We start from the raw sequence: 16,675 nt of genomic DNA, 5'->3' as shown, positions 1-16,675 counted from the left end.
ACGAGGGGACCGGCGCGAGCCTGGCCGGTCCCCTTCCGCTGGCGCGCGTGCGCGCCGGCCAGGCCCTCACGCGCAACGCCCACAGCCATGACGACCGACACACACTCGCAGCGCGCCGAACGCAGCCCGTTGCGCCGTATTCTCAGTTCCGTTTTTGCCATCCTGCAGACACGCCTCGAACTGGTGGGCATCGAACTCGCCGAGGAAAAAGACCGCCTGCTCGGCGTGCTGTTTCTCGGTCTTGCCGCGATGATGCTCGCCACGATGGCCCTGATCGCGTTGACCGCACTGATCGCCATTGCCTTCTGGGACACCTACCGATGGCAGGCGCTCGCGGGCATCACCGCGGTCTATGCGATTGCCGGCCTCGTCTGCGCACTGAAGGCGCGCAGTGGTCTGCGTAACGCGCCGATGGTATTCGAAGCGACCATCGCCGAGTTCGAAAAGGATCGCGACGCGTTCCGCAGCCGCGACTGATGGGCAAGTTCGTCTGCATCCGATCCATCGCCTCACCTCTACTGCCGCCGACACGCCATGAGCCAGTCCCGTTCCGATACCGCCTTTCGTAACACGCGCCATCCGTCGAAGGATTTGAGCGCGCCGCATCTGCGGGCGCTGCGCAAGGAGTTGCTGCTCGTGCGCGCGGACGTCGAGCGCGTCGAACTCGCGCAGGCCACTTTCGAACTTCGCCAGGCCGTCACCCATTTCAGCTGGCTCAAGTTCGTGATCCCGGGCTTTGGCGGCGTGCGCGTGGGCAAAGGGTCGAAGGCGAGCGTGCTCAACGCGGGCACGATTGGCGCATTGCTCAAGCAGTATCCGCTCATCAGCTCGATCGCTTCGCTGTTGCTCGCCAAACCGCTGCGCGCGACGGTCGTCGCGAGCGCGAAGCCGGCGCTCAAGTGGGGCAGCATTGCGCTCGGTGCATGGGAAGCGTTCCGAATCTGGCAACAGTTGAAGCGCGAGTCGGCGCGTTCGGCGGCCGCGGCCGCTTCCGCTACGGCACAGTCGGTGGCCGCTCAGACCGAGTCCAGCTGAAGGCTATTGATGTCGCCGTCGGCGGGTCTGAGCGTGATCTATGAGCCAGCCTTCCTCAAGGCCGCGCCCCGGGTTTCGACGATCCGCTAACTCGTATTCCAGCATTCGCTGCTTGTGGGTGTCGAGCCGCCCACTTCGTTTCTATTGCCTCGCTGACCTGTCGCATCTAGCGTGAAGGTGCCGCACGGGTCGTCGCGCATCGGGCCCGCTTCCGCGGGCGCCGCTTCGATCGAATAGCCGCCGTTCGTGTCGTCTGCGGCTAGCATGCGCACGCGATACACCGGCGCGCCGAACTGCGGCGCCTGATCGAGGCCCGGTGGCAAGGCCAACACACCATCGCTCGCCGCGCCCTCGACGAATTGCGCGGCCCGATATAACGCCGACGCGGCATCGATGCGATGCGTGCGTGCGATGTGACCGCGATACGAAGGGATCGCAAACGCGGCGAGCGTAGCGCCGATTGCGAGCGCGATAACGAGTTCGAGCAGCGTGAATGCGGATGTGTTCGGCCTTTTCATGCGCCTCCAGTCGGTTCGTTCATCAGAATGGTCTTGCGGCAACGCGCCGCCAATGACGTTCGATCGCGCCATTCTCGATCACCAACTCCGTCTGCAACCAGACCTGCGACTCGCTGTTCTGCCCGAAGCCGCGCGCGGTCAGCAGATAAGCGGTGGCGTTGGGCCGACTCGCGAGGCGCCAAGGCTCGATCAGGCATTGCGGCCCGCGCGATGATCCCGGCCATTGCGCAACAGGCGTGGCGGCGCCTGCGTCGAACGCGGTTTCAAGTCTCCATTGAGCCGGCTCGCCTGATGCAAGCGGCACGTTGGACGCGTCGCCACTTGTCGATAGCACGTTGCGCACGCACAAAGTCAGCGCCGAATCCGCCGCGTGGAAAGCTTGTAGATAGTCGCGCACATTGGTCGCCGCTCGCGCCGCCGCGAGCGATGTTTCGAACCAGATCGCGGACGTGGCGAGCATCATCGCCGAGATCAACAGCACGATGGCTAGAACGACACCGCGTTGATCTGCCCGCCGGGCACCGCTCCGGCAATTTCGCTTGCCTAAGTATTTCCGTTTGCCGCCTGCCTCGACGCATGTGTGGTGCACGCGGCGGTATTGCGTTGCTGCGTCACGGTCCATCATGACGACCCCGCCGCGCGATTACGCAGCGCAACCCTGCGCGAAAACACCTGTCTGGGCCGCAGATCCGTGCCGAGCGTACTCGCGCCGTCGCAATCGACGTATGTCGAGCGCTGCCCTTGCGGTGCGCCGCGCACCAGCACGCAGACATCGACCGCGACGACATTCGTCCACTGCTCCGCCGACACGGCCGACGCGTTCACCGCGTCCGCGGCGCCGTCCAGCCAGTAACGCAAGCGCACGCGTTCGACGCCTTCCACCAGCGGCTGCGCGGAGCCCGCATTGCCGCTGCCGGCGCAGTAGAGCTCCGGCTCGCCGGTCGAGCCACTGACGTTGGCGAAGTAGCGATTGACCACCGGCGTGCCCTGACCGCCAAGCACCGCATCGCTGCTTTTAACGGCCTGCCCGACGCAGTCGCTGACCTGCCCGCTCGACGATGGCCATGTCGAGACCACGTCTGCGACGTAACGGATCGCGACGCCATCCGAACCCGTACTCAACGTGGAGCAAGCGAGGCTGTCGTCGGCGCCTGTCGGGCGACCGCCCGAGCAGCCGAACAGCGCAGGCGCCGCGTGATAGCCGACGACATCGGCAGGGACGAAGCCAGCCATTTGCAATTGCTGGCCGATCAGCATCAGCGCGGTCAACCCGGCTTCGCGAATGCGGGTCGTGTTGCTCGCCTGCACGAACGCATTGCGCTGCGCCGTGTAGAGGGACACGGCGCCCGCGGTCACGATCAGCCCAAGCGCCATTGCGATCAGAAATTCGACCAAGGTGTGACCGCGTGCGCGGTGCGGGCGCTTCATTTCGCGAACGCCAACGCGACGCACGACGACCCGGCTGGCGCATCGACGCCGCCGCAAGGCTGCGCCGGCCGCGCGATCACGTCGCCCGCAGCGGGCCGGTTCTGCACGGACGCCCACGTCACGCGCGCCGTCGCGACTTCACCGCTTTCGCCGATCGACGCCTCGCCGTGAGGTAGCAGTGCGCTCGCCCGCGCGCTCCATTGATTGAGCGCGGCATCGCCGATGAAAGACGTGATCGTCGCTTCAGCAATCGAGTCGGCTATCCACGCGGCGCTCTCGCGCAGCGTCATCGCGCGCGCCTCGCGTGCGGTCCATACCTGCGCCGCGATCAAACCCAGCGCGCTGATCGCGACCAACGCGACCGCCAGCATCACTTCGATCAGCGAATTGCCGCCGCATACCGGTGCGCGCGCATACGAACCGATGTCGAGTGCGCGCCGTCTCATGAGGTCGCTCCACACGCGCCCTCCGAGATCCGCGCGCGACCGCCTGCCGCGACGCTGATGCAGCGCCGCCAAGGGTTCCCCTGCATCGATTTCGATGGACTTCGCGGCGCTATATCGAAACTTCGAAACGAGCCGATCAGTTGCCCGGCCGGCGGCGTGAACGTCATGTCCGTCTGCACGCCGATGATGCTTACCGCCGCAAGCGCCGGCTGCGCGCGCAACAACGACGGCTTGCCGCCGTGCTCCGCGAATACGGCCCAGCCGCAGGCCCAGTCGGCGATGCCGTCGGCGCAGGGTTGGCCCGCCGCGAGGCACAGTCGCGCCGCATCGACACGACACACGGTGATGCGCGTGCCGCGCCGCAGCGCCTCGCTGCGCGCGTAGGCGAACGTGGATAGCAGCGCCTTCGAGCGCGCATCGACCTGATCGCGCATATGCCATGCGGCGAACGACGGCATCGCCATCACAGCCATCAGCATGACGAGCGCTATCACCGCCAGTGTTTCGACGAGCGTGAAGCCGGCACCCGACGGCCGGCGAATCCCATTGCATTTCATCTGCATCCCTGAGCGTTTCGGACGGATGCAGTCAATCTAGCGATTTACGAGCGCCCCGACCATCGTCCGAATGGCCAGGTGGCATTCAGACGCTAGCGCGCGCAACAATGCACGTGACGATCGATCACGGAGGCGGGAGAAGCGATGCGTGAAAAAAAGCGCGAAGTGCGCGAGGCGATGCATGCGAAGCACCGCACATCAGGTGCGGCACGCGCGCGTTCAGCGCTTGCGGGAAGGCTTGGGCGGGGAAGAGGCGCGGCGGAATTCCTCGATCACGTCCTCGAATTCGGAGACGTCTTCGAAGCGCCGGTACACGGAAGCGAAGCGGACGTAGGCGATCGTGTCGAGCGCACGCAACTCGTTCATCACGAGTTCGCCCAGGCGCTCGCTACGCACCTCCCGCTCGCCGCTACCGAGCAGCTGATATTCGATGCGGGCGACCGCCGCCTCGATCGCGTCCACCGCAACCGGGCGCTTGCGCAGCGCCAGTTGCATGCTCGCGACGATCTTGCGGCGATCGAATTCCGTGCGCGTGCCATCCTTCTTGACGACCGACGGCAACGCCAGCTCGACCCGCTCGTACGTCGTGAAACGCTTGTCGCAGGCCGGGCAGCGGCGGCGCCGGCGAATCGTCGCGCCGTCTTCGGATACGCGCGAGTCGACGACCTGCGTATCGGCGTGGCGGCAGAAGGGGCAATGCATGACGGCTTAGCCGTAAACCGGGAAGCGCTGGGTCAGCTCGGCGACTTGCGCGCGCACCCGCTCGATCGTCGCGGCGTCTTCCGGGTTGTCCAGCACGTCGGCGATCAGATTGCCGACCTGCTCGGCTTCCTTCACGCCGAAGCCGCGCGTGGTCATGGCCGGCGAACCCAGGCGAATGCCGCTGGTCACGAACGGCTTTTCCGGATCGTTCGGGATCGCGTTCTTGTTGACCGTGATATGCGCCGCGCCGAGCGCCGCTTCCGCAGCCTTGCCGGTGATCTTCTTCGCACGCAGGTCGACCAGCATCACGTGGCTTTCAGTGCGGCCCGACACGATGCGCAGACCGCGCTTGACCAGCGTTTCAGCGAGCACGCGCGCGTTCTCGACCACCTGCTGCTGATACGCCTTGAATTCCGGCGACAGCGCTTCCTTGAATGCGACGGCCTTGCCCGCGATCACGTGCATCAGCGGACCGCCCTGGATGCCTGGGAAAATCGCCGAGTTGATCTGCTTCTCGAACTCGGCCTTCATCAGGATCACGCCGCCGCGCGGGCCGCGCAGGCTCTTGTGCGTGGTGGTGGTGACGAAATCGGCGTGCGGCACCGGGTTCGGATAAACGCCCGCGGCGATGAGACCGGCGTAGTGCGCCATGTCGACCATGAAGTAGGCGCCAACCGACTTCGCGATCTTCGACATGCGTTCGAAATCGATGCGCAGCGCGAACGCCGATGCGCCCGCCACGATCAGCTTCGGCTTGTGTTCGTGCGCAAGCTTCTCGGCGGCGTCGTAGTCGATGTCTTCGGCTTCGTTCAGGCCGTAGCTGACCACGTTGAACCACTTGCCCGACATGTTGACCGGCGAGCCGTGCGTGAGGTGACCGCCGTGCGCGAGGCTCATGCCCATGATCGTGTCGCCCGGCTTGAGCATCGCAAAGAACACGCCCTGGTTCGCCTGCGAGCCCGAGTTCGGCTGCACGTTCGCGGCTTGCGCGCCGAACAGCTGCTTCACGCGGTCGATCGCCAGCTGCTCGGCGACGTCGACGTATTCGCAGCCGCCGTAGTAGCGCTTGCCCGGATACCCTTCGGCGTACTTGTTCGTGAGTTGCGAGCCTTGCGCGGCCATCACGGCCGGGCTCGTGTAGTTTTCCGACGCGATCAGTTCGATGTGCTCTTCCTGACGGCGGTTTTCCTGCTCGATGACCTTCCAGAGTTCAGGATCGACGTTGGCGATGGTGCTTTGGGCTCTGTCAAACATACGGGTTCCGTTGAGTGTTTTCAGGTTGACCGGATCGCGCGCCGAATCCTGCGTAGAGGGTACACAGCGGCTTACGCAGCGCTGTGGGCGGCGAGGCTTGCCCTGACCTGGCGAGTGGAGAGTCGCCGAACGCGCGAGGCAGGCCAGCCACCGTCAGCGCAGATTTATGCGCGCGGTTCACGGCTGCCCAGGCGAACGGCAAAACGGCACCCTGCGCTTCACGGTGGGTCGTTCCACCTTGAACCCGATTGGTTGAATCGGCTGAGTCGGACGACTCGGTTCTATCGCCAGTCACGCAGGGTCGAGCGCGTTAGTGTATTGGAAGAGCCCCGAATAGGCAACCGAGTGGCGGGTGCTCCGGCCGCCGCTGGCGGGGCCTGCAGACATACCGGCGGCCCTGCTGCGCATAGGTCTGGCGAAAGCGCGCGGGCCGCACCGCGCACCCGCTGCGCACGAGCGCGGCAGCCGCCGATCCGCCTCGTGCATCCTTGCCGCAGCGCCGCATTGGAAGTAGGCTTGGGGCCTTTGTCTCTCACCGACCAGGGAACTGCAATGATCGTGTTTGTCACAGGAGCGTCGGCCGGCTTCGGCGCCGCCATCGCCCGCTCGTTCGTCAAGGGCGGCCATCGTGTCGTCGCCACCGCTCGCCGCAAGGACCGCCTGCAGGCACTCGCCGACGAACTCGGCGACGCGTTGCTGCCGTTCGAGCTCGACGTGCGCGACCGCGCCGCGGTCGAAGCCGTGCCGGCCTCGCTGCCGGCCGAGTTCGCCGCGATCGACGTGCTCGTCAACAACGCCGGCCTCGCGCTCGGCACCGAACCGGCGCACAAGGCGAGCCTCGACGAATGGAACACCATGATCGAGACCAATTGCACGGGCCTCGTGCAGGTCACGCATGCACTGCTGCCCGGCATGGTCGAGCGCAATCGCGGGCATGTCTTCAATCTGGGCTCGGTGGCGGGCCGCTGGCCGTACGCGGGCGGCAACGTGTACGGCGCGACCAAGGCATTCGTGCGCCAGTTCAGCCTGAACCTGCGCGCCGACCTCGCCGGCACCGCGCTGCGCGTGACCGACATCGAGCCGGGTCTGTGCGGCGGCACCGAATTTTCGAACGTGCGATATCGCGGCGACGACGACAAGGCCGCCAAGGTCTACGAAAACGTGCAGCCGCTGACGGCCGAAGACATCGCCGATTCGATCTACTGGATCGCCACGCGCCCGGCCCACGTCAACATCAATACGATCGAGCTGATGCCGGTCGCGCAGTCGTTCGGCGGTCTGTCAGTGCATCGCGCCTGAAGTCTGGCGGCGCGCGGCGACGGCCGCCGCTACGATGGTCGCGCCCGGCCTCTAGCGCTGCCGACGCCCGCCATACTCAACTCACACTTCGAAACAGACCCGCTGGTGTGCGTTCCGGTAGAATGCGCCGCATGAATATGTCGACCAGCCAGCCCGGCGCGGAAATCGGCTACACGTGGCCAATCCGCGTGTATTACGAAGATACCGACGCCGGCGGCATCGTGTTTTACGCCAACTACCTGAAATTTTTCGAACGGGCGCGCACCGAATGGCTGCGCGCGTGCGGCGTCGACCAGCATCGGCTCGCGGCACAAAGCGATGCGATTTTCATCGTGCGCAGTACCGCAGTCGATTACCGGGCTCCGGCCCGGCTCGACGACATCGTGAAAATTGTCAGCCGGATCGAGCGTCTTGGCCGAGCTTCGGTAGACTTCGTGCAGGAAGCGTGGCGCGAGGGCACTTTGCTGGCGACCGGTTCGGTCCGGGTGGGCTGCGTGGACCGCGCGACGCTGCGGCCGGCCGCGATTCCACCTTCGGTTCTCGCTGCGCTGCGCCGCGGGCCGGGCGTCAGCGAGAGCGCGGACTGAACAGCGGCGTCATGTCAACGGGCGATACCTGAACCTCGTTGTTACGGGGCCAGTGAACTCATACCGGTCAGGTAATACAAAGCATGGTTCGGCTTCGATATCGCCGAAGCTTCCGTTTTGCCCACGGCAAGCTTGAAGCGGCCTTGCAGCCGGACGCCCCCTTCCCGGGACGTTAAAACGAACCTTTATGAACACTACACAAGATCTGTCGATCGTTTCACTCGTACTCAACGCGAGCCTGCTGGCCCAGGCCGTCATGGCCCTGCTGCTGTTGCTGTCGCTACTCTCCTGGACTTTCATCTTCCGCAAGTGGTTTGCGATTCGCCGGGCGCGCGCGCAAACTGAACGCTTCGAGCGTGATTTCTGGTCGGGCGGCGACCTGCAGGCGCTGTATCAAAGCGCAGCGAACAACCGCCACACTATCGGCGCGCTCGAGCGGATTTTCGAGTCCGGCATGCGCGAATTCCTGAAAGGCAAAGAGAAGCGCCTGAACGATTCCGGCGCGATTCTCGACGGCGCCCGGCGCGCGATGCGCGCGGCGTTCCAGCGCGAAATGGACGTGCTCGAAGCGAACCTCGCGTTCCTCGCGTCGGTCGGTTCGGTCAGCCCGTACATCGGTCTGTTCGGCACGGTGTGGGGGATCATGAATGCGTTTCGCGGCCTCGCCAACGTGCAGCAGGCCACGCTCGCGAACGTCGCGCCGGGCATCGCCGAGGCGCTAACCGCCACCGCGATCGGCCTGTTCGCTGCGATTCCGGCCGTGGTCGCCTACAACCGTTACGCGCACGACATCGACCGTCTGGCGATCCGTTTCGAAACCTTCATCGAAGAGTTCTCGAACATCCTGCAGCGCCAGGCACAGTAAGGAGGCCACGATGGCAGGCTCCCGCTCCTCCAGCATGCGCGGCTCGCGCTCGCGCCGCGCGATGGCCGACATCAACGTCGTGCCGTACATCGACGTGATGCTCGTGCTGCTCGTGATCTTCATGGTCACGGCGCCGCTCGTCGCGCCTTCGATCGTCAATCTGCCGACCGTCGGCGGTGCCGCGCCGCAGCAGCAGACGCCGCCCGTGATCGTCAACATCCGCGCGGACGGCAACATGAGCGTCAAGTACAAGGACGACTCCGGCACGCAGCAGCAGGAAGACATGACGAAGGCTGGCCTCAACGGTTTCATCGCCGATCGTGCACAATCGCACCCCGATCAGCCCGTCGTGATCGCCGCCGACAAAACCGTGAAGTACGAAGCCGTGATGAACGTGATGTCCGAGCTGAAAGCTCGTGGCGTCAAGCGCGTTGGATTGCTCGTCAAATCGCAATGATCCGCAAGAACTCCGAATACCCGCTTCAGCCACCGCGTGAACGCGGCACCGGGCGAGCTTTTCTGTTCGCGCTGGTGATGCATGCGCTGCTCGGATTCTTCCTGTATCACGGCATCCAGTGGCAAAACAGCACGCCCGAAGGCGCGGAAGCGGAACTATGGACCGAGGTACCGGATTCGGCGATCCCGCATCCGGTCGTCACGCCGCCGCCCGCGCCGGTCGCCCCTACTCCGCCCGTGCGCGACGAGCAGGCCGACATCGCGCTGCAGGAAAAGAAACGCCAGCAGCAGGAAGCGGCTCGCGCCGCGCAACTGGCCGAGCAGCAGCGCCAGCTGAAGCTGAAAGAGCAGCAGGAAGCGGAAGCGAAGCGTCAGCAACAGCTGGCGGCCGAACAGGCGGCCCAACTTGCGGCGCAGAAGGCCGCGAAGCTCAAGCAGCAGCAGGCGCAGCAGCAACAGCAGGCCGAGAAACTGAAGCAACAGCAGCTCGCCGAGCAGCAGAAGCAGCAGCAACTGAAGGAGCAGCAGGAGCAGCAGCAAAAGCAGGCTCAGGCGGAAGCGCAGAAGAAGGCTGACGCCGAGAAAGCGGCGAAGGCCAAGGCACAAGCCGATGCGGCCGCGCTGGCGAAGAAGCAGCTCGACACCGAACGTCGCGCGCGGCTTGCGCAGATGCAGGGTCTGGCTGGCGGCGTGGGCGGCAGCAGTTCGAGCAGCAACGGACTGGGCAAGAACGGAACGGGTAGCGGTTCGGGAGGCACGGCGGCGTCGCCGGGGTACGCGGACAAGGTACGCCGGCTAGTGCTTCAGCATGTGAACTGGGGCGGTGAAACGGAAGGTCTCGAGACCGTGATCGCCGTGCGCTGTTCGCCGGACGGCAATCAGCTGAGCGCAAGCATTACGCACGGCAGCGGCAATGCCGCGTGGGACGCTGCCGCATTGCGGGCGGTGAAAGCCTCCGATCCGATGCCGCGGGACGTCAATGGCAAGACGCCCGACTACTTCCTTGTCACGCTGCGCCCGGCAAGCTGATGTGCAGTCTGACAGCCGACAGACAGCCAACGCCGTGACCCGCCCGGCGCGGCGTTGCGTGGGAACGAAATAGCCGTTTTCCGGTCTGTCTGCTGTCTTCGCGTATTAAGTAAAGTGAAACCGTTTTGAGGAACCCATACAGCATGAGTTTGATGACCAAGCTAGGCCTGCGAACACTCGTGGCAACGTGCCTGATCGCCGTCGGCGGCGCCGCCAACGCACAACTCAACGTCCTCGTGACGGGCGTCGGATCCACGCAGTTTCCGATCGCAACGGCAAATTTCGCCAATGAAGCGAACTCTCCCCAGCAGGTCAGCACGATCGTGCGTCAGGACCTGCAACGCAGCGGCAAATTCACGAATATCGATGCAGGCTCGACGCCGGTCTCCGAGACCGATTCCGTCGACCTCGGCGCGTGGAAGGCGAAGGGCGCCAACGCGTTCGTCGCGGGCAGCGTGAACCGTCTGCCGAACGGACAGTACGAAGTGCGCTTCAAGCTGTACGACACGGTCAAGGGCGAAAGTCTCGGCGGCCTCGTGCTGGTGAGCCCGGAAAGCGGTCTGCGCATGAGCGCGCACAAGATCGCGGACTACATTTACGCCAAGCTGATGGGTAGCCGCGGCGTGTTCGCGACGCGCCTGTCGTACGTGATCAAGACGGGCGGCCGTTATCAGTTGCAGATCTCGGATTCGGACGGCCAGGACGCGCATATTGCGCTGTCGAGCCCCGAGCCGATCATCTCGCCGGCCTGGTCGCCCGACGGCACCAAGGTCGCCTACGTGTCGTTCGAAAAGAAGAAGCCGATCGTCTACATTCACGACCTGCCCACGGGCCGCCGCGTGATCGTATCGGATCAGAAGGGCAACAACAGTGCGCCGGCCTGGTCGCCGGATGGCCGCACGCTGGCCGTTGCACTGTCGCGCACCGGCAATACGCAAATTTTCGCGGTCAACGCGGACGGCAGCGGTCTGCGTCGTCTCACGCAGGGCAGCTCGATCGACACCGAGCCGACCTACTCTCCTGACGGTCAGTGGATTTATTTCACGAGCGACCGCGGTGGCGCACCGCAGATCTATAAAATGCCGGCACACGGTGAAAGCGCGGGCAGCGCACAACGCGTCACGTTTACGGGCAGCTACAACACCAGCCCGCGTGTGAGTCCTGACGGCAAGGAGCTGGCCTATATCTCGCGCGTCGGCGGTGCATTCAAGCTATACATCCAGGACCTGCAAGGCGGAACCGCCACGGGCCTGACGGACACGACACATGACGAATCGCCGAGCTTCGCGGCGAACGGTCAGTACATTCTTTACGCCACTCAGGTGAACGGCCGTGGCGTGTTGGCCGCAGTATCGACCGATGGTCGCACTCGGCAGGTCCTGTCCGTTCAGGGCGGCAGCGTACGCGAGCCGTCCTGGGGCCCGTTTATGCAATAACGTTGATGCAATAACACAAGGAGAGTAATCAAATGATGTCCAAACTTCGTTTCGCATTCGCCGTCGTGATGGTCGGCGCATTGGCCGCGTGTCACTCGGGCGTCAAGCTCGACGAAAACGCCAACAAGGGCGCAGGCGGGGCTCAACCGAACCCGAACGACGTCGCGACGGTCAACGTCGACCCGCTGAACGATCCGAACAGCCCGCTCGCGAAGCGCAGCATCTACTTCGACTTCGACAGCTACTCGGTCAAGGACGACTATCAACCGCTGCTGCAACAACACGCGCAGTATCTGAAGAGCCACCCGCAGCGTCACGTCCTGATTCAGGGCAACACCGACGAGCGCGGCACCAGCGAATACAACCTGGCACTTGGCCAGAAGCGTGCTGAAGCCGTGCGGCGTTCGCTGTCGCTGATGGGCGTGTCGGATTCGCAAATGGAAGCCGTGAGCCTCGGCAAGGAAAAGCCGCTGGCAACGGGTCATGACGAAGCGTCGTGGGCACAGAACCGCCGCGCTGACCTCGTGTATCAACAGTAAGTCAACGGGTGATGAGCCGAATGACGCATCGTTTCTCCTGGCTGCGGTTTGCCGCAGCGGCCTGCGTCGCAGGCACGGCCCTCGCGGCCGTGCCCGCCCATGCGGGCATGTTCGACGACGATCAGGCCCGCCAGGCCATTCTCGATCTGCGCTCGAAGACCGATAGTCTGTCGAGCCAGCTGTCGGCGGCGCAACGCACGATCCTCGATCAGTCCAACCGTCTCGACCAGTTGAACCAGCAGGTCGCGACGCTGCGTGGGCAGAACGAGGACATGGCGAACCAGCTGACGACGCTGCAAAAGCAGCAGAAGGACTACTACACCGATCTCGACACGCGCCTGAAGAAATTCGAGCCGCAGCAACAGACGGTGGACGGCGTCCAGGGCGAGGTGCAGCCGGGTGAAACCGAGGCGTTCAACGCGGCTTCGCAGCAATTCCGCAGCGGCGATTTCAAGAACGCGGCGGCATCGTTCCGCAGCTTCATCTCCAAATATCCGAACAGCCCCTATCAGCCGACCGCGCAATACTGGCTCGGCAACGCGCTCTATGCACTGCGCGACTACAAGGGCTCGACGGCGATCTGGCAAGGTGTCGTGAAAAACTATCCGCAGCATCCGCGCGCACCGGAAGCGCTGCTCGCGATCGCGAACAATCAGCTCGAACAAGGCCAGAAGGCCGCGGCGAAAAAGACGCTCGAACAGATCGTCGCGCAATACGCCGGCTCGGACGTTGCGCAGTCGGCGCAGAGCAAGCTGTCGCAGATCAAGTAGCTCGTGGTGTTGGCTTGATCATGTTTTGATGTAGTTGGCAGTAACGCGCAGTGTCCGAAGTGATAGTCACGCGCGCCTCTCGCCGGAAAGCCCGGGTAGTGATGCCCGGGCTTTCCATTTTGGACTGATGGCCTTGCAGAGTTGACAGGGCATGGGTGCGCCGATATAATTTCGCTTCTCTTTTGGGTCGTTAGCTCAGCTGGTAGAGCAGCGGACTTTTAATCCGTTGGTCACAGGTTCGAATCCCGTACGGCCTACCAAAAGATTCGAGGGCTGACATGCGAATGCATGTCAGCCCTTTTCTTTTTTCCGCACGCAAAACAGGTACGCACCGCCACGTTCTTGGCCTTTAGTAGTTGCATTCATGTTTGTGCTACGAGTGCGCAAAGCCGTCAAGATGGCGCGCTTGTGCATCGCTCCGAGCGTGCGCGCCGTCGACGACGCGGTTCATGCTGAACTCGCGTCCGCACGCGAACAGCACGCCGCGCTTCGACCAGTGGTTGATCGCAGTGGCGGGCGAATCGCCGGTTCGCCTATATCAGGCCGTGCGCGATACCGTTCGGCCTCGCCCAACGCTCGCTGTCGTTCGACACGCCGAAATCGGCGGCCTGTAGTGAAACAGTAGCCGAGCAGGCCGTCGAACGCTTTGCGCTGGCGCGCACGAGGATTCGCTGAAGGTGCACGTAGAACAACTCGAGTTGGCGCGCGTCGGACGCTCTTCGCTCGAGTTCGAACGCATCCTCGAGCACGCGCCGCGACACGTGAAATCGCTGAAGTCCGCGGCCAAGCCGGATCTGAAAGACAACGCCGTCGCTGTTATGCGGCACCGCTGCCCAGATGAGCGGAATGCTAGTCATGGAGCCCCCGAAAGTCTGGATCTTCATGTCAGGAACATTGACGATTTCATCCTCGCACGTATAAACGCACGGCGCGACTTATCAAAATTGAAACAGGCCTGATTTGGTATTTTCCCCACGGTGCAGGTATTGCGATGCGACGCATCACTGAAGACCCGGTCGGCCTCACGCGCTGCGACCCATTCATTTGACCGGATGGTTCGCCACCTCACAGACCGTCTACGCCCTCTGCTCGCAAGATCGCTTCACGACGCCTTCGAGCGTTCTGAAACACAGAGAGCAACGAACAAGAGACGATAAAACGGCGAGCGCGTCCCGCAACGACCGGACTGCCCCCGCCGCTCAGGGGGTACCCATGAAAGCTGCAAAGGTGATCTGGGTAGTGGCTTTGCCGTGTTTGATTGAAACGTCGCATGCGCAAGAGATCTATTTGCAAGGCGGCACGCTAGGCATCGGGGTTGGCGCGGCGTGGAGCATTACGTCATGGTTCGGCGTGCACGCCGACTTCAACGCGATCAATCTGTCGCACGACTTCGACGTTGGCGGCAATCGCTACGAAGACGGCATACGGCTGCGTCAGGGCGGTCTGTACGGCGATCTGTTCCCGTGGTCCGGCAGCGGCTTTCGCGTGACCGCGGGCCTGCGTCTGACCGACAACGAAGTCAGCGGCAACTCGGTGCCGACCAACGGCATGTACGTATTCCAAGGCAAAGCCTCGCCGGCCTTTGCTGGCGAATACGCGACGGCGACCGCTCGATATCCGACCGCGATGCCCTACCTCGGCATCGGCTATGGCTTGCACCCGAGAGCCAGAGGCTGGGGACTGGTGGTGGATCTCGGTGTCGCCTACGGCATTCCGAAGTCCTCGTACACGCTGTCGCCGGCGTTGTCACAGGCAGCGGGACCGCAGATGAGTCAGCAGATCATCAACACCGGACTGCGACAACTGCGCGATAAGGTGTCGCCGTATCGATGGTATCCGACGTTGCAGATCGGTATTTCGTATCGCTTCTGACGCGCCGCGCGGGAATACGTCGCAGTACTACAAATTGGCAAACGCGTTTCCCCCACGCTTGTTCCACACGCCTCGCTATTCCGGATCGCGGCTGCGCCCATACGCCCCGCATCGCCGCCCGCGAGCAGGCCGGGAACGGTCCTTGCGCATGCGGGCGCCGTCGGCTATAACTCCCGAGGACCGCGCGCTCCAGGTCATGGCACCACCGTCGTTCAATCCGTTGATGGCAACCTATAACGAGGAAACATCTTGGATATCGAAACCGTACGTGCATTCATCATGACTCGAGGTATCGACATCGGCACCAAGGTCATCGGCGCAATCGTGCTGTGGATCGTCGGCCGCTGGATCATCTCACTGATCTCCAACCTGTCGCGCAAGCTGCTCGCACGCAACGGCCGGGTCGACCCGACACTCGCCCACTACCTCGCGTCGATTCTCGCCGGGTTGCTGAACCTGCTGCTCGTCCTCGCGATCCTGGAAATCTTCGGCGTGCAGACGACGTCGTTCGCCGCGTTGCTCGCGGGCCTCGGCCTCGCGATCGGTACTGCGTGGGGTGGCCTGCTCGCGCACTTCGCGGCCGGCGTGTTCATGCAGGTGCTGCGGCCGTTCAAGGTCGGCGATTTCGTCATGGCCGCGGGCGTTACCGGCACCGTCACGGAGTTGGGCCTGTTCGGCACCACGATCGTCACGCCAGACAACGTGACGACCATCATCGGCAACAACAAGATCTTCTCCGACACGATCTCGAACTACAGCGTGCTGCCATTCCGGCGCGTCGAGCTGACCGCCAAGATCGCCAATGGCGTCGACCCGACCGATGCAATCGCGCGCTTGAAAGCCGCCGTCGCGAAGATTCCGAACGTGGCCGAAAACCCCGCGCCGGACGTCGAGGTCATGAGCTTCACGCCAGAAGGACCGCTGCTGTGCGTGCGCCCTTACTCGTCCAACCAGAACTACTGGCAGGTCTACTTCGACACCAATCGCGCGATCGTGCAGACCTTCAAGGAAGCCGGCTATCCGACGCCCGAAACGCCGCTCGCGCCGCGCGCGATCACACGCGATTGATCGGATCGAACCTCAGCGCGCCCCCGGCCCGCGTCGGTACCGCAGCATTAAAAAAGGCGTCGCGCGATTCGCGACGCCTTGGTGTTTGCGAGGTCCGGCAGACGGCAAACGACCCGTGTCAATGCGTGCTCGCGTTTGCGTCACGCTTGCGCAGCATCTTCCACAGCGCGCCGAGCACGACCGGCACGATCGCCGCGCCAATACCGAGCAGCACGATCACATTCAGATACTGACGGATGAACGGGATGTTGCCGAAGAAGTAGCCGAGCAGCGTCAGCAGCAGCACCCACAACAACGCACCGACGACGTTGAACATCTGAAAGCGGCTCCACGTCATCGACGATGCGCCCGCGACAAACGGCGCAAAGGTCCGCACCACCGGGATGAAACGCGCGAGCACGATCGTCTTGCCGCCATGCTTCTCATAGAAGTCGTGAGTCTTTTGCAGCGCGGCGCGATCGAGAAAGCGCTCGAGCACCGGAATGTGCGAATTGAACACGCGCGGTCCGATTGCACGGCCGATCAGATAGTTGGTCGTATTGCCGGCGACCGCCGCCACCAGCAGCAACAGGATCAGCAGTCCGAGATGCATCTGCCCGGTCGCGCTGAATGCGCCGCCGATAAACAGCAGCGAATCGCCCGGCAGAAACGGCAGAACCACGAGCCCCGTTTCGGCGAACACGATCACGAAGAGCACCGCGTAGACCCAGGCGCCGTAGACCTGAATGAAGTCCCCGAGAAACTTGTCGATGTGCAGGACAAGGTTGGCGAAATGTAGCAACGTATCCAAGGAACGTCCTTTTAAACCAGTGTG

Annotated in this window: 21 protein-coding genes, 1 tRNA gene and 1 riboswitch; of the genes, 13 read left to right on the top strand and 9 right to left on the bottom strand. The window is 63.7% G+C overall.

All coding sequences use genetic code 11. The annotated features are described in order from the left end of the window. Window positions 1–87: 87 nt before the first annotated feature. Together BJG93_RS02465 and BJG93_RS02460 are read left to right on the top strand one after the other, a co-directional pair. Window positions 88–477, top strand: a complete 390-nt coding sequence (locus BJG93_RS02465) for a phage holin family protein (protein ID WP_027196788.1) — start codon at window positions 88–90, stop codon at window positions 475–477. A 57-nt stretch (window positions 478–534) separates the two neighbouring features. After that, complete coding sequence (locus tag BJG93_RS02460) at window positions 535–1,035, top strand: DUF3318 domain-containing protein (RefSeq protein ID WP_027196787.1); 501 nt, start codon at window positions 535–537, stop codon at window positions 1,033–1,035. A gap of 86 nt (window positions 1,036–1,121) precedes the next feature. Here BJG93_RS02460 and BJG93_RS02455 read toward each other — a convergent pair whose 3' ends face one another. From BJG93_RS02455 to glyA, 7 genes are all read right to left on the bottom strand, one after another. Continuing rightward, entirely contained in the window at window positions 1,122–1,553 is a 432-nt protein-coding gene (locus BJG93_RS02455) for a type IV pilin protein (protein WP_027196786.1), read from the bottom strand. 22 nt (window positions 1,554–1,575) lie between these two features. Beyond that, entirely contained in the window at window positions 1,576–2,175 is a 600-nt protein-coding gene (locus tag BJG93_RS02450; RefSeq protein ID WP_154671882.1) for a pilus assembly PilX family protein, read from the bottom strand. Continuing rightward, window positions 2,175–2,981: a PilW family protein gene (locus tag BJG93_RS02445; protein ID WP_027196784.1), complete on the bottom strand. Its 807-nt coding sequence runs from the start codon at window positions 2,979–2,981 to the stop codon at window positions 2,175–2,177. The genes BJG93_RS02450 and BJG93_RS02445 overlap by 1 nt, the downstream gene beginning before the upstream one ends. Then, entirely contained in the window at window positions 2,978–3,427 is a 450-nt protein-coding gene (locus BJG93_RS02440; RefSeq protein WP_027196783.1) for a type IV pilus modification PilV family protein, read from the bottom strand. The genes BJG93_RS02445 and BJG93_RS02440 overlap by 4 nt, the downstream gene beginning before the upstream one ends. Further along, window positions 3,424–3,990: a GspH/FimT family pseudopilin gene (locus tag BJG93_RS02435; RefSeq protein ID WP_034479090.1), complete on the bottom strand. Its 567-nt coding sequence runs from the start codon at window positions 3,988–3,990 to the stop codon at window positions 3,424–3,426. The genes BJG93_RS02440 and BJG93_RS02435 overlap by 4 nt, the downstream gene beginning before the upstream one ends. Before the next feature lie 213 nt (window positions 3,991–4,203). Further along, window positions 4,204–4,686 carry a transcriptional regulator NrdR gene (gene nrdR, locus BJG93_RS02430; protein ID WP_008919734.1) on the bottom strand — a complete coding sequence of 161 codons (483 nt, stop codon included), beginning with the start codon at window positions 4,684–4,686 and terminating at the stop codon, window positions 4,204–4,206. A gap of 6 nt (window positions 4,687–4,692) precedes the next feature. Beyond that, the gene (gene glyA, locus BJG93_RS02425) at window positions 4,693–5,940 is read right to left on the bottom strand and encodes a serine hydroxymethyltransferase (RefSeq protein WP_027196781.1); all 1,248 of its coding nucleotides are present in this window, start codon (window positions 5,938–5,940) and stop codon (window positions 4,693–4,695) included. A 178-nt stretch (window positions 5,941–6,118) separates the two neighbouring features. After that, window positions 6,119–6,245, bottom strand: a riboswitch (ZMP/ZTP riboswitch). A 247-nt stretch (window positions 6,246–6,492) separates the two neighbouring features. On the opposite strand from glyA, the gene ydfG reads away from it, so the two are divergent. The 9 genes from ydfG (at window position 6,493) to BJG93_RS02380 (ending at window position 13,181) form a co-directional block, all read left to right on the top strand. Next, window positions 6,493–7,239: a bifunctional NADP-dependent 3-hydroxy acid dehydrogenase/3-hydroxypropionate dehydrogenase YdfG gene (gene ydfG, locus BJG93_RS02420; protein WP_027196780.1), complete on the top strand. Its 747-nt coding sequence runs from the start codon at window positions 6,493–6,495 to the stop codon at window positions 7,237–7,239. Between the two features lie 122 nt (window positions 7,240–7,361). Further along, window positions 7,362–7,826 (top strand): tol-pal system-associated acyl-CoA thioesterase, encoded by a 465-nt coding sequence (gene ybgC / locus BJG93_RS02415; protein ID WP_027196779.1) that lies wholly within the window; start codon window positions 7,362–7,364, stop codon window positions 7,824–7,826. Between the two features lie 187 nt (window positions 7,827–8,013). Next, window positions 8,014–8,691 carry a protein TolQ gene (gene tolQ, locus BJG93_RS02410; protein WP_012431821.1) on the top strand — a complete coding sequence of 226 codons (678 nt, stop codon included), beginning with the start codon at window positions 8,014–8,016 and terminating at the stop codon, window positions 8,689–8,691. A 10-nt stretch (window positions 8,692–8,701) separates the two neighbouring features. Then, the gene (gene tolR, locus BJG93_RS02405; protein WP_027196778.1) at window positions 8,702–9,148 is read left to right on the top strand and encodes a protein TolR; all 447 of its coding nucleotides are present in this window, start codon (window positions 8,702–8,704) and stop codon (window positions 9,146–9,148) included. Then, on the top strand, window positions 9,145–10,176 hold the full coding sequence (gene tolA, locus BJG93_RS02400) for a cell envelope integrity protein TolA (protein ID WP_027196777.1): 1,032 nt from the start codon (window positions 9,145–9,147) through the stop codon (window positions 10,174–10,176). Before tolR ends, tolA begins: the two co-directional genes overlap by 4 nt. 143 nt (window positions 10,177–10,319) lie before the next feature. After that, window positions 10,320–11,612 carry a Tol-Pal system beta propeller repeat protein TolB gene (gene tolB, locus BJG93_RS02395; RefSeq protein WP_027196776.1) on the top strand — a complete coding sequence of 431 codons (1,293 nt, stop codon included), beginning with the start codon at window positions 10,320–10,322 and terminating at the stop codon, window positions 11,610–11,612. Between the two features lie 32 nt (window positions 11,613–11,644). Then, a complete protein-coding gene (gene pal, locus BJG93_RS02390) occupies window positions 11,645–12,151 on the top strand; it encodes a peptidoglycan-associated lipoprotein Pal (RefSeq protein ID WP_027196775.1) in 507 nt (168 codons plus the stop codon). 20 nt (window positions 12,152–12,171) lie between these two features. After that, entirely contained in the window at window positions 12,172–12,921 is a 750-nt protein-coding gene (ybgF, locus tag BJG93_RS02385; RefSeq protein ID WP_027196774.1) for a tol-pal system protein YbgF, read from the top strand. Between the two features lie 184 nt (window positions 12,922–13,105). Next, window positions 13,106–13,181 (top strand) — tRNA-Lys (locus BJG93_RS02380). A gap of 273 nt (window positions 13,182–13,454) precedes the next feature. Here BJG93_RS02380 and BJG93_RS02375 read toward each other — a convergent pair. Beyond that, window positions 13,455–13,778: a hypothetical protein gene (locus tag BJG93_RS02375; protein ID WP_027196773.1), complete on the bottom strand. Its 324-nt coding sequence runs from the start codon at window positions 13,776–13,778 to the stop codon at window positions 13,455–13,457. Between the two features lie 355 nt (window positions 13,779–14,133). On the opposite strand from BJG93_RS02375, the gene BJG93_RS02370 reads away from it, so the two are divergent. Together BJG93_RS02370 and BJG93_RS02365 are read left to right on the top strand one after the other, a co-directional pair. After that, on the top strand, window positions 14,134–14,793 hold the full coding sequence (locus BJG93_RS02370) for a hypothetical protein (RefSeq protein WP_027196772.1): 660 nt from the start codon (window positions 14,134–14,136) through the stop codon (window positions 14,791–14,793). 249 nt (window positions 14,794–15,042) lie between these two features. Beyond that, a complete protein-coding gene (locus BJG93_RS02365; RefSeq protein ID WP_027196771.1) occupies window positions 15,043–15,861 on the top strand; it encodes a mechanosensitive ion channel family protein in 819 nt (272 codons plus the stop codon). 118 nt (window positions 15,862–15,979) lie between these two features. On the opposite strand, the gene BJG93_RS02360 is transcribed toward BJG93_RS02365, so the two are convergent. Then, the gene (locus BJG93_RS02360; RefSeq protein ID WP_027196770.1) at window positions 15,980–16,651 is read right to left on the bottom strand and encodes a VTT domain-containing protein; all 672 of its coding nucleotides are present in this window, start codon (window positions 16,649–16,651) and stop codon (window positions 15,980–15,982) included. Window positions 16,652–16,675: the final 24 nt, after the last annotated feature.

It is taken from the genome of Paraburkholderia sprentiae WSM5005, from assembly GCF_001865575.2.
GTDB classification, from domain to species: domain Bacteria; phylum Pseudomonadota; class Gammaproteobacteria; order Burkholderiales; family Burkholderiaceae; genus Paraburkholderia; species Paraburkholderia sprentiae.
Note: the sequence above shows the minus strand (reverse complement) of the source record. Positions and strands in the feature narration are given on the sequence as shown.

Excerpts from the sequence above, each read along its gene's own strand:
- BJG93_RS02465 (WP_027196788.1), top strand. The coding sequence starts at position 88 with ATGACGACCGACACACACTCGCAGCGCGCCGAACGCAGCCCGTTGCGC.
- BJG93_RS02460 (WP_027196787.1), top strand. The coding sequence starts at position 535 with ATGAGCCAGTCCCGTTCCGATACCGCCTTTCGTAACACGCGCCATCCG.
- BJG93_RS02455 (WP_027196786.1), bottom strand. The coding sequence starts at position 1,553 with ATGAAAAGGCCGAACACATCCGCATTCACGCTGCTCGAACTCGTTATC.
- BJG93_RS02450 (WP_154671882.1), bottom strand. The coding sequence starts at position 2,175 with ATGGACCGTGACGCAGCAACGCAATACCGCCGCGTGCACCACACATGC.
- BJG93_RS02445 (WP_027196784.1), bottom strand. The coding sequence starts at position 2,981 with ATGAAGCGCCCGCACCGCGCACGCGGTCACACCTTGGTCGAATTTCTG.
- BJG93_RS02440 (WP_027196783.1), bottom strand. The coding sequence starts at position 3,427 with ATGAGACGGCGCGCACTCGACATCGGTTCGTATGCGCGCGCACCGGTA.
- BJG93_RS02435 (WP_034479090.1), bottom strand. The coding sequence starts at position 3,990 with ATGCAGATGAAATGCAATGGGATTCGCCGGCCGTCGGGTGCCGGCTTC.
- nrdR (WP_008919734.1), bottom strand. The coding sequence starts at position 4,686 with ATGCATTGCCCCTTCTGCCGCCACGCCGATACGCAGGTCGTCGACTCG.
- glyA (WP_027196781.1), bottom strand. The coding sequence starts at position 5,940 with ATGTTTGACAGAGCCCAAAGCACCATCGCCAACGTCGATCCTGAACTC.
- ydfG (WP_027196780.1), top strand. The coding sequence starts at position 6,493 with ATGATCGTGTTTGTCACAGGAGCGTCGGCCGGCTTCGGCGCCGCCATC.
- ybgC (WP_027196779.1), top strand. The coding sequence starts at position 7,362 with ATGCGCCGCATGAATATGTCGACCAGCCAGCCCGGCGCGGAAATCGGC.
- tolQ (WP_012431821.1), top strand. The coding sequence starts at position 8,014 with ATGAACACTACACAAGATCTGTCGATCGTTTCACTCGTACTCAACGCG.
- tolR (WP_027196778.1), top strand. The coding sequence starts at position 8,702 with ATGGCAGGCTCCCGCTCCTCCAGCATGCGCGGCTCGCGCTCGCGCCGC.
- tolA (WP_027196777.1), top strand. The coding sequence starts at position 9,145 with ATGATCCGCAAGAACTCCGAATACCCGCTTCAGCCACCGCGTGAACGC.
- tolB (WP_027196776.1), top strand. The coding sequence starts at position 10,320 with ATGAGTTTGATGACCAAGCTAGGCCTGCGAACACTCGTGGCAACGTGC.
- pal (WP_027196775.1), top strand. The coding sequence starts at position 11,645 with ATGATGTCCAAACTTCGTTTCGCATTCGCCGTCGTGATGGTCGGCGCA.
- ybgF (WP_027196774.1), top strand. The coding sequence starts at position 12,172 with ATGACGCATCGTTTCTCCTGGCTGCGGTTTGCCGCAGCGGCCTGCGTC.
- BJG93_RS02375 (WP_027196773.1), bottom strand. The coding sequence starts at position 13,778 with ATGACTAGCATTCCGCTCATCTGGGCAGCGGTGCCGCATAACAGCGAC.
- BJG93_RS02370 (WP_027196772.1), top strand. The coding sequence starts at position 14,134 with ATGAAAGCTGCAAAGGTGATCTGGGTAGTGGCTTTGCCGTGTTTGATT.